We start from the raw sequence: 15840 nt of genomic DNA on the forward strand, positions 1-15840 counted from the left end.
GCGGGTTTTGATCCCGCCATTCATAGGTTCGAGTCCTGTTACCCCAGCCATATTCATGAAGAAGCTGCTCAAACGAGCGGCTTTTTTGTTTGTATTTGTCTTTTCGTTATCAAGCTCCTTCGTCCTCTCCTTCAAATGAATAAATTTGCTATAAGAGAGCATAAAACGTCATAGTTTCAGGACGTTTTCATTGTCCAATCCTTTAATTGTCATGCTAGTATTGTGTCTTTATCGATATAGCTCGGCATACTCAACGTTTTATCAAACTCCGTTTTGCATAAACTATACGTTCGTTCTGACAACACACCTGTCATGTTCAGTACATCTTTGCACGTCGAGCCACTATTAAAACAATAACGAAGGAAAGTGCGTGATAAACGAATTCGTTTCATTAGTTAATAATATTCTATGGGGTGATGGCCAGGTACTTATCATCATGCTGCTTGCATGTGGTATTTGGTTTACCGTAAAACTTGGCGGCGTTCAGCTCAGGCACTTCGGCCATATGTTTAGCTTGCTAAAGGGCAGCACGACAGCGAGTAAAGATGGCATTAGTTCTTTTCAAGCCTTATGTACCAGCTTATCTGCTCGTGTAGGCACAGGAAACTTAGCAGGTGTTGCAGTAGCTATATCGTTAGGCGGCTCTGGTGCTATCTTTTGGATGTGGATGATTGCCCTTTTAGGCATGGCAACAGGCTTTGCAGAGAGCGTATTAGGCCAGCTATACAAAGTGCGTGACGAAAACGGCGAGTTTCGTGGTGGCCCAGCCTACTATATCAAACAAGGTCTTAACAAAACCTGGCTAGCTGTAGCGTTTTCGCTGTGCTTGTTTTTTGGTTACGGTTTTGTATTTAGTGCCGTTCAAGCTAATACCATTACCGATGCATTAAATAATGCTTACTCCTTTCCCAGTGAATATGTAGGTTTAGCCATTATTGCACTCGCTGCTTTGATTGTTGTTGGCGGCCTTAAAAGTATCGCCCGCTTTGCGGAATTTGTTGTGCCATTTATGGGAATAGGCTACGTGCTTGTGGCATTAGCTATTACCTTTATCAATATTTCAGAACTGCCCGCCATGCTGCTTGATATCGTGAAGTCGGCATTTGGTCTACAGGAAGCTGGCGCTGGCGCGTTAGGTGCAGCTATTAAAAACGGTATCCAGCGTGGACTTTACTCAAACGAAGCGGGAAGCGGCTCAGTACCTCACGCAGCGGCAAGTGCGGTGCCAAACCCTAACCACCCGGTATCACAAGGCTACATTCAAATGCTGGGCGTTTTCTTAGATACACTCGTGCTGTGTACGTCTACTGCCTTTATCATTCTACTTGCTGGCGGTTCAAGCTCTGATCAAATGGAAGGAATTCGCCTAACACAAGATGCCATGAGCAGTCATTTGGGTGAAGGCGGTACTGACTTCGTAGCTGCTGCAATTAGCTTGTTCGCTTTCACTTCAGTAGTCGCAAACTACGCCTATGGCGAGAGTAACCTGCACATGTTTAAGCTAGATAACAAAATAGGCCGTGCGGCTTATACCATAGGTTATTTAGGTATGATTTATTGGGGCGCTCAGGCAGCACTTCCTCAAGTATGGGCAATGGCCGATATGGCGTTAGGTTTAATGACCGTTATTAATATCATCGCTATTGTATGGATGACGCCGACCATTGTGTCTATTAGCAAAGACTACTTTAAGAAAAAAGACAGTGGCCAAAAAGTAGAATACAAAGTTGGCGATTGTGAAATCCAAGGGAAGTCTGAAGATGGCGTGTGGGATTAACTCCACATCTCCATTGGGTAAACAATGTCCACGTTAATGAGTACAAGAAGGGCTAACCTAAAGTTAGCCTTTCTTATTTCAAGCGTCTTGCCGTACAACGCACTGAGATAGAAGCTTTGAGCACTGGGCTGTCTATTTCTATCAACCCACGCTAAATTACAACGCCACTGGCAAATGCCCGGTCTTTACCCATATCACTGTCTCTTCGTCAACGTAAGGATGATGCTGGCTCATATGCGGGCTTCGAATCCATGTACCTTTGGGGTATTCGCCATGTTCATCTTTAAACGTACCTGATAGTACAAAAATCTCTTCGCCACCGAAGTGTTTATGGGGTTTAAATACTTCGCCCCTTGGCCACTTAACAAGCGCTACGTGCTCGTGTTCAAAGTTATGTAACGGCATCACCTGCAAACCACCCTGCCCTTGTAGCCATCCTACAGTGTTCGTGTTTACCCTAACCTCAGCCAAATCTCGCTTATCGAACTGATTCAGTTTGACCAGGATTACACAACCTTCTTTACTAAACGGGCTGTGTTTACTGCCTGGAGGATTACGCAGGTACGTCCCTGCCGGATAATCACCGTGCTCGTCGGAAAAAACGCCTTCAAGCACAAAGATTTCTTCACCGTAAGGGTGGCCGTGCTCTTTGAAGCTAGCGCCCGGCTCGTACCTCACAACGCTAGTCGTGTGTCCAGACTCTTTCGCTTCACGCTCAAGAGGCTTACGCCAAACCGTACTTGACGGCGACGCCTGCCATGGCTCACTTTGTGTTTCAATAGCGAGTCGTATGTCAAAATTCATGTTTAGCATAAGCTACCTTCTCGTTTAGATTACTTTACTTAGTTTCTACCAGCCATAACGCCGCCATCAACATCGATGATGGCACCTGTCGTCCAACTTGCCTGATCAGACAGAAGAAAAGCAATACTGCTGGCAACATCTTCTGGTAAACCTATACGCCCAATTGGATGAAATGCATCAAAAGAAGCGAGTACTTCATCCGTTTCATTTTCTGGAATGAAGGCATTGTAAATGGGTGTTTTTACCACCGCTGGCGAAACAGCGTTAACTCGAATATTATGGTCAGCGAGCTCCATAGCAAGGTGTTGCGTCATCGCATGTAAACCTGCTTTTGCCATTGAGTACGCGGAAGATGGCGTAGCTTTAACCGCTTGCTTTGCCCACATAGAACCCACATTAACAATATTACCGCCACCCGCATTTTGCATAGCAATAGCCACCGCTTGCGTAATGAAAAACACGCTTTTATTAAGCGTATGGTATTGATCATAGTCACTTAGCGTATGTTGCGTAAAGGCCGTAGGATTAAAATAGCCAGCCGCATTAACCAAATACTGATACGGTGTGGCTTGCGCTTTTACGTGCGCAATTAACGCTTCCACATCGCTATCTTTATATAAATCAGCGCTCAATGAATCAACGAGCACTCGACTATCTTTGGCTGCGTCTTTAAGCGTTGCTATTGCACGCTGCAATTTGTCAGTATTTTTACCCACTATGGTCACACTCACGCCGCTGCTAACTAAGCTGACAGCCGTTGCTAAACCGATACCACTAGAACCACCTACAATTAAAGCTTTACCACTGAATGAAAACATCATAATAACTGTCCTTCAATTTGAAATTTCGTGGTAACCTTACTCGTCAGGTAAGCCAATGAATAGTAAGTATAATTTGGTAAGGTAGGTACTTTTTGGTACATCTTTATGAATACTAAAGAAAAACAAATTGAAAGAAAGTTGCCGCCACAAGATAGCGCGCGCATGGTCGAAACCATTTACGGCTGTAAATGGTCGCTTACGGTGTATCAATTGTTGGCTAATGGCGTTAATCGGCCTGGGGAAATGGTACGCTCTGTTGAAGGGTTAAGTACCAAAGTGCTCAATCAGTGTCTAAAACGCAATGTGGATTTTGGCATTCTAAAAAAACAGGTCTATCACGAGTTACCGCCAAGAGTGGAATATGAAGTTACGCCTTTTGGCGAACGTTTTCTTTCAGTGCTAGAACAGATTGAGGCCTTACAAGAAGACCTCATAAGTACTGCCGAGAATTAACAGTCTTTGCCTATTGTCACGTCGTTATTATGGTCGAAGCATTTCAAAGTAATCTGCTTCACTGATGGTATAGTAGTCACCAGCACCACCACCGCGCATAACTGGCTCGCCTTTTAGTGTCCTATAAACACCGTTTTCAATCAGCAATTTGTCAATATGAACTCCCACCACTTCGCCCATAATAAACCAGCTATTTACGGCATCTCCTCGTGCACCTTTTAGCTGAACAATGTCTGACAACTTACATTCCATGCTAACAAGGCTCTCTTTTACGCGGGGTACTGATACTACCTTGCTGTTAACTGTTTCAAGCCCAGATATTGCAAATTCACTTTCTTCAGGTGGTAAGGGCTTGCTCGTTTTATTCATAGCGGTTGCCAGAGGCCTAGACACCAAGTTCCAGCAAAACTCACCAGTTTCTTGCACATTGACTAAGGAGTCTTTTCTTCCACCTACGCAGGAAAAGCCAATAATAGGAGGCGTATAATTAAGTGCATTAAAGAAACTGTATGGCGCCAAATTGAGCACGCCTGCTTTGGACTGCGTTGAAATCCAACCAATGGGACGCGGCGCAATGATGGCATTGAATGGATCATGGGCTAAACCGTGTCCAAGCTGGGGTTCGTAAAAGTGAAAATTAGTCAAGAAAACTCCTTACTGATGAATGCACCGAAAAATAGGAAGCCACGTCGTCAGTTTGCGTTACTTGCAAACATATCGCATGTCGTACGTACTGTAATACTATACTTTACGTATATGTACGCTTATTTATTTAAATTCAAGGTGATCAATGAACGCAAGAACCGTCGCATTTTCACGAACTCATCTTCAACAAGACTACGACGCTTTTATCCCTGACGATGATGTTGCACTTTTAGCGATACACCGCTGGTTAATTAACCTTAACCAGTAATAGCGGCAATGAAAAAAGGCCGATAGAAGCTATCGGCCTTTAGCGTGTTGCGCGTGTTGTTTAGAAAGCGTAACTCACTCTGCCGTATACAAAACGGCCTGTGAAGCCGTAAGGCGAGAAGCCTGAGTATGAGAATAAACGAGAGAACGTAGTTACATCGTCTACCAAATCTCGGGTTGGCTCTGGGTATACATCGAATACATTGTTGGCACCTACCGATACGGTTAACCCTTCTGTCAACGCTATACGAACATCTAAGTCAGTGATCCATTCTGAAGGAAGAATTTCGTTGCGGGCTTCAATTGAAGAAGGATCTTCCACTTCACCATAGCGTGTGGTGCGAAGCGTGGTGGTGTAACGGTCGTAGTTCCATGTAACGCCCAAGTTTAACTTACTGTCTGGCGAGCTCGTTTCAAAACGACGAAGCTCAACATCGCTGAACAGGTTGTCTTGGTCAAAGCCCGCATTCTGCAACACCTCAGGCGCATCGATTACGCTGGTTACTTCGTTGTCGTTAAAGTTAGCACCTGCGTTAAAATTAAACGCACCGTAATCTGCTGTGTTCAATGTGTAGGTAGATACAATATCAACACCTTGTGTACGGGAATCTATGGCATTTAAGAAAAAACGCGCCTGATTAGCGCCTGTGCCTTCTAGTAGTGCTTCAATTGCATCGCCTGATAGGTTGTTAGACAGTACAATACGATCATCAATATCGATGCGATAGAAATCTACCGTTAAGTTAAAGTCAGCATTCGGTGAATAAGTAAAGCCTGCACTGAAGTTGTTAGACTCTTCAGCATCTAAACCTGGGCTACCTAGCGCTTGCGCTACATCACTGGATGGCGCGAACGTACCAGTTTCTGTTGGTTCGCCATCAACAAAAACCGTGGCAATAGAAGTAAAGAACTGTTGCTGCAATGACGGAGCTCTGAAGCCTGTTGATACCGACGTGCGAAGTGCAAAAGCATCGCTAAGGGTTACACGGTGCGACATCTTCCAGTTAAATGTACTGCCAAAGTCAGAATAATCTTCAAAGCGCCCTGCCACAGCCACGTTCCAGTTCTCTACTACATCAGCTTCTAAATCAACGTAAAAGCTGTAGTTGTGACGGCTGTTGTCACCTGCCGACTCTGGTGTAAAACCTGGGAACACTTGCGAGCCAGCGGCACCAAACGGGCCGTTAACGGGGTCGGTCACAGCACCGCCTGGACCGAAGGTACCTTGAATGTACGAGTTCTCTTCACCCGCTGTAATGTCATAACCTTCGTGGCGATATTCGGCGCCCATTGCAAAGTTCATTTCGCTGTAAAACAGCCCTGTATCGACCAGACGAGACGCGTCTGCATTGATTATAGTCGTATCGTATTCAAGGGTACCCGCGTCAAACTCAGTCTGGCTTGTTGAGCCAAGGGATGTGTTTAGCGTGTTAACAACACCGTACTCTAGCTCGTTGCCGCCATGCGTAACTGATAGGTCGTAATTCCACACATCACCGTAGCCTTTAATTCCGGCGATAAGCGACATATCTGTAATATCGGTTTGAATAGCAGGTAAGAAACCATCTGGGTATATTTCGACAATGTTGCGCGCGTCCAGTGCACGGCGATAAAAGCCACTACCAAGAGAGTCTCGCGTGCTATAGCCTGCAGTAGTGTAAAACTCGACGCTATCGGTTAGCGCTTTACCTGCATTAATAAATAGCGCGTAGTCTTCTACTTCACCGTTGCCGTAAACGTGGTTGTAGCGATTTACTGTTAGTTCACGTGGGTCTAAATTGCCGTCAGCATCACGAGCATAGTTTTCTCGCTGGTCGTAGTCGGCACGATTTGCTTGGCCGCGGTCGCGATATTCACCAGAAACATTTATAAAGCCATCGTCTCCCCACTCAAAACCCACGTTTCCACGAAGGGTAAAGGTTTGGCCGTCGGTTACCTCTCGGTCACTTCCTTCGGTGAACGCTAGGTCGCCGTTAGCGTCGATACCAACACTTTCAAGGTTTGGCACGCCGTCCATTTTAGTGACGTTAGCACCGTAGGTTGCCGATACTTCACCGCCTTCTGCAGCATCTTTAAGCACAATATTGATAACGCCAGCAATAGCGTCAGACCCGTACTGCGCTGCTGCACCGTCACGCAAGACCTCAATACGTTTGATTGCATTAGCTGGAATGGCGTTTAAATCTACGGCTGATGATCCGCGACCCACCGAGCCGTTTAGGTTAAGTAGCGCAGATGTGTGGCGACGCTTACCATTGACCAATACAAGAGTGTGATCGGGGGCTAAACCGCGAAGCTGAGCTGGGCGCACGTGGTCCGTACCGTCGGTAACCGAAGGCTGCGGAAAGTTAAAGCTTGGCAGCAACTGGTTAAGGATCATGTTGGTTTCCGTTAAGCCTGTCGCCTCAATAGATGAAGCGTCGATAATATCGATAGGAACCGGAGAATCATTGACGGTACGCCCTACTCGACGTGAGCCTACAATTTGGATTTGTTCAACATCCTGCTCATCAACTGTAGTTTGTTCTTGCGCAAGTGTTGAAGTAGAAAAGTGCATTCCTGCTATTGCAGAAGCAATCAAAGAAAGCTTGAAAACAGAAGCGTTAATTTTTGCCTGTTGCATTGTGATGTTCCTGAATTTTATGTGTTTAATGCATTGAAAACTGTGCTTCTTACTCTACCGAGTAGAAAAAAGACCTACGGATACATTTTCTTTTTCTGTTGTTGGGGTACTGCTAAACGCCGAATTGTCTGACTAGACTTATAATTATTAGAAGTGGTAAGCAAATAAGCTGTAGGTTGAGTAAATCACAAAAATATTCCACCGCACAATACTAAAGTTGTAATAATTTAGAAATATCGATGACAGGTGGCATTTAAGAGACAAAATATTGAACAAAGTTTTTCTGCTTTTGCAATGAAAAAAGGTGGCCGTAGCCACCTTCTCAAGCATTACATAGCGTTATGCTTTTTTTAGCTTTTTCTTAAGCTTTTTTAGTTTGCTTTCTTGCTTAGCGATTTTTGCTTTAGCTACTTTCATCTCTTTTTTGATTTCTTTTTTCTTAGCCATTTTTTATATCCTTAATATTTTCTGTAGTGTATTGCTGTCTGCCAGCATCTATTTTTCATTGTGTTCTTCAATGAATTCACGAATAAAGCGCCTTACTTCACGAGCCGCAGACGTATCCAAAGAATCGCAAAGCGCAATAAACTGCGCTCTTTCTTCGTCATTAATTCGAATAATCATCTGACTATTCTTTTTCTTCTTTTTGTTGTTATTTTCAGACATCTCGACTGCTTTAAAAGGTAAGAAACACCAATCCGAACAATGAATGTATATTCAATGTATATACATTTCAAGGACGATAGTGAACTTTTATTGATTTTTTTCATAAAAAAGTCACATAAACGTCACACGAGTGACTTGAGTATTCGACAAAGTTTCACTGTCAACGTAACACAATGAGAAATATATGACACAAGCACAATCAACAACTCACCTTTCTTGTTTCATTGAAGCAATCGCGCTCGCTAAGCACACCAAATGTGTATCACGGGATGATTTACAAGCCCTGCTTCAACAAAAAGGTTATGAAGAAATAGTTGCTCTTAATACTGCTGAAGAGTTAGAGCCACAGTTGCCAATCGCTTCATAAATCAGCTGGTTAAAATGACCCGTTTTTTACCCCATGGTGAAGTGCGTGTTCACCGGGAAGGTCGCATACTCATTCTGGAAGGACATGGCCCTTGGAATGTTGAGGCACTTCAACATTCAACTGACAAGGCACAACCTATACTACAAGAACTTAGCGGCGCCCCTTGGGGAGTGATGGCAAGCATTTCGGCAGTATTTATCAACAAGCTGGAGATAACGTTAAAGTGTTTAACGACACAGATGAAGCTAAACGTTGGCTAATGAAGACCATTAAGCTAGCCTCAAACAACATTTAAAGCAGTTTTTTAACCGAAGTTATCACATGCTTTCTGCGATTCTTATCTATTTACTGTTTAGCGCTTGTTTACTTGCAACACTTAAGTGCTTAGCGTTGTACAAAAAAATACAAGAACTGACAACATCCCAAAGACTGACTAGTAAAAAAACCGCCCCAAAATCAACATAAAGTTATCATAATTCAGCCAATTAAACCTGTAAAAATCGGTATCTGACGTTACTAAAAAATGGTATTTCCACTCAAACTTTACGTCTTAATGTTATAAAACAACAGGCGATTAAAAATAAACTAACCATAGCAGGAGCATTAACTAACCCAAGCACTTGCCCATTGGGAAGCCGTACAATGTAGCCAATATCAGCGAACGAGGCTATTGTTGTGTTGCTTATCGTTGTACTGCCCTCTAAAACTCCAGTAAGAAGGTCGCTCGAAGGACCAGCCCAATCTTCAGCCCAGTGGCCGTTCCTAGTTCCTTCATTTTCGCTCACTATATCCACAGGAACAAAGTTAGCACTAGTATCAAACTCGTTTCGATATGTATCCAGCGCGAATTGGCCTAAATATTCACCTGAGTCTTCTTGGTATAGTCCGCTAAAATAACTCCAGATTGTACCAAACCCGATAACATGCGCCATTTCATGTATGATTACGTCGAATAACAGACCCGAGACTTCTAAATATATCAAGTCAGCAGAGTCGAATTGCATAAACCCGTTCGTTACATAAACGACATCTCCATAACGAATACCACGGGACCACCCCGCGCTCGCTAGGGTACCTCCAGCACCATCATCCGTAATTGCTGTAGCCGCTATTTCCATGTTCACATCAACATCGAGACGCGTGCCGATCAAAAATGATTCCCATAGGTTCACCGCGCTTTCAAATATGTCCGTTTGACTCGGTTCTAAGCCTCTACCGTCGGTAATTTCAATATTTATTACACCAGCGTTAGTTTTAAAGGCAAGCAAGAAGAAAAGATTTAGAAGGAAAAATTTAGCAGGCTTCATTAAGTTTCCGGACCATCGATATTTAAATGCCTACACGGCATTTGTTGTTTTTATTATCTGGGGTCGCAAAAGCAATTTTTAAGCCACACTATATACCCTTAAAAATCAAAAATTTACAACCATTCAACTGGGGGATGCCGAATAGTTGTAAAAAAAACGGACACAGTAGAACAATGAGTTGTTTATTGCACATACAAGCCCATAAAAAAGCGGCACTTCAGAGGTGCCGCTAAAAACTACAGTCCTTTACAGTTACTTGCAGAAATTGTCCATCAGTTAAGGCACTAGAATCGAAAAAAAGTTCAACTTAATTATTGAAGCAAAGCACCGTAACTCAGACTATATTTTATACAGAAATTATGTGCTAACCAGACAACTTTAGTTGAACCTTTTTTAATCGATGACTTTGGTCTAATATAGGGAAAAATTGATCGGAAACAAAGTCAGTCATGGAAGAACATTCATTCTTTTCTTATAAAGCGTTAACCAAAGGCACACTGTTACTCTTAGCTATATTTACGCTTTTTTCTGCCCATGCGGCAAAGAACGTAATTCACTCACCTTTTGAGCAAATTGAGCAGAATCTTAAGCTTGCCCAGCAACATTCCTTTGTGGATTATTATCCGCTTCAGCTAAAATCAAATACTGAAACTCAAAAAATAACAAAACCTGCAATAGTGCTTGATGGAACCTACATAATTGAAGGCGACATTGCCGTCAAAAAAGCGTTTACAGGCAACGAAGAATCTATAAGCGGTCTAGCGACAAGCTATCGAGGCCTTTGGCCGGGCGCATCGGTTTATTACTCCATTACTAATGACTTTACTGACGCTGAGAAATTCAAGATCCGTCAAAATATGGATGTAATAGAGGCGGTTAGTATTGTTAGATTCTATGAGCGGACAAATGAATACGATTATGTTCAAATTTTTAAGGGAAGCGGCTGCTGGTCGTATATAGGAAGTATAGGGGGAGCACAAGAACTGTCCCTTGGTTCAGGGTGTCTAGCAAATAGCACGATTCAACATGAGCTTATGCATGCTATTGGTATTGAACATGAACAATCAAGGCCAGACCGTGACGAATACATACAGGTTCTTGAAGACAATATCGAACCTGGCCAAGAGGGAAATTTTTTCATCAATCTCTCAAGTTACAAAGTAGGCGAGTATGATTTCAACTCAATCATGCACTACTCTAATTACGGCTTCTCACGTAACGGCAACCCAACTATTCTTCGTCTAGATAACCCAGATTTACCCACGGGCGGCAACGAGTTAACCGCAACAGATGTCGCTACTATAGACTACTTATACCCCAATGCCGGAAACGTTAAATTTATTGGCGAAGCGTCGCTTGAAACTACTGGTTCACCTGCGCTTTCTCAAGACGGTGACATTTTAGCGGGGGGGATAGGCCAATTTTATTCCGTTCGAAGCACGGGTGATTTAAAGTGGACACGCACGTACAACAATCGCTCCTACCAATCATCACCGGTAGTGAGTTATGAGGGAACTATATACGTTAGTTCGACAGATGGCGTACTAAACGCAATATCGTCTGAAGGTTCACATTTATGGTCTTTCAGTGCTAATCAAGCTATCAAAGGGTCACCGGCATTAAACAGTTATAACGAAATTTTTATCGGAGCCACAAACAAACTATATTCGATCACGCCTAACGGATTTGAAATATGGTCTGCTGATGTAAGCGGTGAAGTATTAGGGTCACCCGCTATAGATGCAAACGACAACGTTGTTATCGCGACAACTTCAGGCTACTTAGCCTCGTTTACACGTTCAGGAAGTTTAAATTGGGAGGTTAATCTGTTCGAGAATTTCGAAAGCTCTCCTGTCCTGACCACAGAAAACAACATATTGATCGTCGCGTCATCTGGCTTGGTCTACCATATTGATAATAGCGGTACAACCCTTTGGCAATATAGCTTATCTGGATCTTCCGAAAGTTCGCCCATAATAACGCCAACAGAATCTATCATAATTGGCGCGTCAAATGGTCTTCATCATATTTCCAAAGAAGGGGATCTTCTGTGGCATAACCAGGCAGTGGGTGAAATCAAAGGCTCTGCAGCGATGTCAGAAACTGGCACGATTTACGTGGGTTCATACGGCAACAATACTATGTATGAACTAACAAACGATGGGTCAATCATCTGGAGTGTCGAAGTAGATTCACCGCTGAGTGGTTCACCACTAATTGCAGATGACGGTTCTGTTTATATTTTAGGTAATAAACTATATGCATTCTACGGCTACAGTGGAAGTTTAGCTACTGCACCATGGCCTACTTTTGGAAAAAACAATCAAAATACGAAAAGTTATTCTGACTACTCGCCGAATACCCCTCCTATTGCTGATGCAGGAAACAATCAAATTGTAGAAGGCGGAGAAACCGTTACCCTTGACGGCTCCTTAAGCAACGACGCTGATGGTACGATAGTCGCGTATCATTGGGAGCAGGTATCTGGTGAGCTAATAAGTTTAGAAAATACCACAAATCCAGTGATCACCTTTAACGCTCCCGACACAAACGAATCATTAGATTTAGTGTTTCGGTTAACAGTAACCGATAATCGCGGAGAGTCAGCACAGGATACCGTTAATATATTCGTCCTTAATGGCGATGGGAACAACACGCTAATCGATTTCGAAACGGGTGATTTATCTCAGGCAAATTTCAATAACAATAATGGCTTTGCGTGGAGTCTTACTGATGAAGATGCAGCATCAGGGAATTACAGTATTGTCTCATCTAATCGGGGCGTTGACGGCTCATCTTCTCAAATTTCGCTGAATGCGGTAGTGGCCTCTGGAAGAATTCAGTTTGATAGAGCGGTGAGTTCGGAACCAGACTTTGACTTTCTTCAGTTTAAAATAGACGGCAACCTTGCAGCTCAGTGGTCGGGTGAATTAAGTTTTCAGATGGTCAGTTTTGAAGTTGAAGCCGGTCGACACGAATTTACTTGGGTGTACCAAAAAGATGGAAGCGTTCATGAAGGTAGAGATAGCGCGTGGATAGACAACATCAATTTTGTTGAACCTGGTGAAAATTTAAGCCCAATTGCTGACGCTGGTCAAAATCAAACAATACTCCCAATGGACTACTTTGAGCTCTTGGGCACTAATTCATACGATCCTGATGGAACAATCGTTTCTTTTGAGTGGGAACAAATAAGTGGGCCTAGCGCCGACATCGTTGCACCTTACGAAGCAGCGACAGGGGCCTATGCACCTAACGTTTCTGAAGAGACATCTCTCGAGTTCAAACTGACGGTAACTGACAACCTTGGCTTATCATCAGAAAGCACCACCACAGTAAACGTAGTGCCACAGCGCTTGGAACTAAGTTACATAGAAGTAATCGGGGATTATTTCAGTAATTTGTATCCAAACAGCGAACGTCAGTTTGGCCTGTTAGCCTACTTTAACGATGGCAGTAGCTATGATGTCACCGTCGATGCGCAGTGGAATGTGTCGCCCCAGAGTTATGCCTCTTTCAGTGATGTGCAACCCGGGCTACTTGTAATCGAAGATTTAATCACGAATCAAGAGGTTCTGGTAAGCGTAACTTATGCTGGCATGACTCAGAGCTACTACATGACTATTTTTGGTGAAGAGCCAGAGCTCACAGATTTTTACGTAGATAGCTTTTACGAAGTATACGATAATTCATCGAGCGCTTTTTTAGCCTATGCAAGCTATAGTGATGGCAGTACAAAAGAGGTTACAAACGAAGCAAACTATAGCGTGTCGTCGCCTGATTTAGTTGATTTAGATGATTTGGCAGACGGTATTTTAACTGTCTTGAATGTTGAACAAGATGTCACAATTACTTTTGTAGCTACATACGAAAATTCAACGTTTTCCCAAGAAATACTGATTGTCAATCATGATAAAATTACAGACTTGGAGATTACTAATACCTTAGATGTTTTAAGTGTCACAGCAAGTCATCAATTCCAACTAAACGCTACAAGACTAAATGGTGAAACGTTTAGGGCAACAGATAAAGCTATATGGTCTGTTTCAAACACCAACATAGCTCAAATTGATGCCGGATTATTAACGATTTCCGAAAATGTTAATGGTGCGACTTCTGTTACCATATTTGCTGAGTTAGAGGGAAGATCTAAAGGCTTCACTGTGAGCATTGACGCCAACGTCGCACCTAAATTCACATCTCAACCAGAAACTAGCGCCATCGCCCAAAAGCTGTATCGTTACAATATAAGCGCAGAAGATATTAACAACGATGACATTACGTTTGATTCAGAAATAGTATTTGGTGAGGACGAAATTTTTGACTTTGAAAACGTAGCCTTAAGTGATCTTCCATTCACACTTATGGGAGATGCAGAATGGGAGATCACTTCCAATAAATCGGCAGATGGATTATTTAGTTTAGCGTCACCCGCATCACTAAACGATGGACAATCTGCATCTGTCCTTCTAGACATAGAAACAAGTGCCGGCGAGATATCTTTTGACTTAGCAACTAGTACAGAAGGGTCATTTGATGTCTTTTACTTTTTAATCGATGGAATACTTGTGTATTCACAATCAGGTTTGAAAGACTTTGAGACTGTTTCATTTTTCTTAGACGAGGGCTCACATTCATTTGAATGGAAGTATGACAAAGATGCATCAGTCTCTACGGGAAGTGATACCGTGTGGATAGATAACATTCACATTCCTAAGGCCAGCAGCTCTGACGGCACTTCAAATTGGCTATATTTTAACGATTTAGGTAATGGAAATGCGGAGCTTTTTGGCGTGCCTAGTGCAGACAACATTGGAAATTACACGGTTACTATTTCTGCAAGTGACGGCGTTCGCGTAAGTACCCAAGAATTCAATTTACGTGTTGAAGAAAACCAGCTCAACCCATTAGATTACGATGGAGACGGGAAAGCTGATATTTCAATAAGACGAGCAGAAGCTGGCTATCAGTTCATTAAAGAAAGTGAAAGTGAAAACATTTACCGCCTGTTTTTTGGAAGCCAAGAAACCGATATACCGGTTAACGGAGACTTTGATGGCGACGGAATAGCCGACATTAGCATTTATAGACCGGGTGTTGGTTACTGGTTTATAAAGCGCTCGTCAGATGGCAGTATATTCAGACTAGCATTTGGTACACAAGACGGCGATATACCTGTTCCCGCAGATTACGATGGTGACGGCACAACTGATATCGCGGTAAGAAGGCCATCTACTGGACAATGGATTATAAGGCCCTCTAATTCTGCAGATACTTACGTTCGCGCCTACTTCGGTGGTAACGCAGATGACGTTCCTGTTCAAGCAGACTACGATGGCGATGGATTAGAAGACATTGCTATTTGGCGTCCATCAACCCAACAATGGATAATTAGATATACCACCGACAATTCAATACGCAGAATTACGATGGGTGAAAGTGAGCGTGATGTTCCCGTTACCGGTGACTATGATGGCGATGGAAAAGCTGATTTTGCCGTAAGAGTTCCGCAAACGGGAATGTGGCACATACGAAAAAGTAGTGAAAATGCTATTTCAAGTCTGTTTTTCGGCAGTGAAAGCAGTGACATTCCGGTGCAGGGAGACTACAACGGCGACGGTAAAACTGATATTGCCATCAGGCGGCCAGACACTGCTACTTTTATCGTCAAAGAATCGAACGAAGCGGGTAGCATCAAAAGGCTTTTCTTTGGTTCGCAGGTTTCGGATTTGCCGCTCGCAAGCCCAATGGCGATAAAGATGGCAATGCTTGGACTGCCCTCCTCTATTGAAAATGAATTTTTCCCTAGTTCAACGCCATCAACCATTAACTCTGCTGTAATTACCAGCCCAGTTGACTTGAGTACGTCTTCTATACCTAGCGAGTTTGGTCATGAGAGTTCAGAAACCGGCGATTTATTGAATGTTTCAGAACTTGAAGAAGTATCACGTGAAGTCGAATTTAAAATCGAGTATCTAAAAGTCGCCCCAGAAAAAGAAAAAGTTCCGATGAACAACACTCATTAACACCGTAAACGAAGCCACTTGGAAAATAGTGGCTTCGCTTCGTTACCTGAAGCTATTTTTAACTAAGCAAAAAAAAACGGAAGC

Annotated in this window: 12 protein-coding genes; 6 read left to right on the plus strand and 6 right to left on the minus strand. The window is 43.1% G+C overall.

Annotated elements, in window-relative coordinates:
• Window positions 1-370: 370 nt before the first annotated feature.
• A complete protein-coding gene (locus JC525_RS18085) occupies window positions 371-1777 on the plus strand; it encodes an alanine/glycine:cation symporter family protein (protein WP_198817250.1) in 1407 nt (468 codons plus the stop codon).
• A 156-nt stretch (window positions 1778-1933) separates the two neighbouring features.
• Here the strand turns inward: JC525_RS18085 and JC525_RS18090 are convergent, their stop codons facing one another.
• Complete coding sequence (locus JC525_RS18090) at window positions 1934-2590, minus strand: cupin domain-containing protein (RefSeq protein ID WP_198817252.1); 657 nt, start codon at window positions 2588-2590, stop codon at window positions 1934-1936.
• Window positions 2591-2619: 29 nt separating this feature from the next.
• Window positions 2620-3402 carry an SDR family NAD(P)-dependent oxidoreductase gene (locus JC525_RS18095; RefSeq protein WP_198817254.1) on the minus strand — a complete coding sequence of 261 codons (783 nt, stop codon included), beginning with the start codon at window positions 3400-3402 and terminating at the stop codon, window positions 2620-2622.
• Window positions 3403-3507: 105 nt separating this feature from the next.
• Between JC525_RS18095 and JC525_RS18100 the strand changes: the two genes are divergently transcribed.
• Window positions 3508-3855 (plus strand): winged helix-turn-helix transcriptional regulator, encoded by a 348-nt coding sequence (locus JC525_RS18100; protein ID WP_198817256.1) that lies wholly within the window; start codon window positions 3508-3510, stop codon window positions 3853-3855.
• Between the two features lie 27 nt (window positions 3856-3882).
• On the opposite strand, the gene JC525_RS18105 is transcribed toward JC525_RS18100, so the two are convergent.
• Entirely contained in the window at window positions 3883-4500 is a 618-nt protein-coding gene (locus JC525_RS18105) for a flavin reductase family protein (protein WP_198817258.1), read from the minus strand.
• Between the two features lie 145 nt (window positions 4501-4645).
• On the opposite strand from JC525_RS18105, the gene JC525_RS20165 reads away from it, so the two are divergent.
• Window positions 4646-4768, plus strand: coding sequence for a hypothetical protein (locus JC525_RS20165; protein ID WP_269822362.1), 123 nt, complete (start codon window positions 4646-4648; stop codon window positions 4766-4768).
• A gap of 60 nt (window positions 4769-4828) precedes the next feature.
• Here the strand turns inward: JC525_RS20165 and JC525_RS18110 are convergent, their stop codons facing one another.
• Both JC525_RS18110 and JC525_RS18115 read right to left on the minus strand, forming a co-directional pair.
• Window positions 4829-7390, minus strand: coding sequence for a TonB-dependent receptor plug domain-containing protein (locus tag JC525_RS18110; RefSeq protein WP_198817259.1), 2562 nt, complete (start codon window positions 7388-7390; stop codon window positions 4829-4831).
• A gap of 495 nt (window positions 7391-7885) precedes the next feature.
• Window positions 7886-8056: a hypothetical protein gene (locus tag JC525_RS18115; protein ID WP_173358795.1), complete on the minus strand. Its 171-nt coding sequence runs from the start codon at window positions 8054-8056 to the stop codon at window positions 7886-7888.
• A 184-nt stretch (window positions 8057-8240) separates the two neighbouring features.
• Between JC525_RS18115 and JC525_RS18120 the strand changes: the two genes are divergently transcribed.
• A complete protein-coding gene (locus JC525_RS18120; RefSeq protein ID WP_198817261.1) occupies window positions 8241-8423 on the plus strand; it encodes a hypothetical protein in 183 nt (60 codons plus the stop codon).
• A 14-nt stretch (window positions 8424-8437) separates the two neighbouring features.
• Complete coding sequence (locus JC525_RS18125; protein WP_198817263.1) at window positions 8438-8683, plus strand: hypothetical protein; 246 nt, start codon at window positions 8438-8440, stop codon at window positions 8681-8683.
• Window positions 8684-8959: 276 nt separating this feature from the next.
• On the opposite strand, the gene JC525_RS18130 is transcribed toward JC525_RS18125, so the two are convergent.
• Window positions 8960-9730 (minus strand): peptidase, encoded by a 771-nt coding sequence (locus JC525_RS18130; protein ID WP_198817265.1) that lies wholly within the window; start codon window positions 9728-9730, stop codon window positions 8960-8962.
• Between the two features lie 449 nt (window positions 9731-10179).
• On the opposite strand from JC525_RS18130, the gene JC525_RS18135 reads away from it, so the two are divergent.
• The gene (locus tag JC525_RS18135) at window positions 10180-15756 is read left to right on the plus strand and encodes a M12 family metallopeptidase (protein ID WP_198817267.1); all 5577 of its coding nucleotides are present in this window, start codon (window positions 10180-10182) and stop codon (window positions 15754-15756) included.
• Window positions 15757-15840 lie beyond the last annotated feature (84 nt).

It is taken from the genome of Alteromonas sp. IB21 (assembly GCF_016405965.1).
Taxonomy (GTDB): Bacteria; Pseudomonadota; Gammaproteobacteria; order Enterobacterales; family Alteromonadaceae; genus Alteromonas.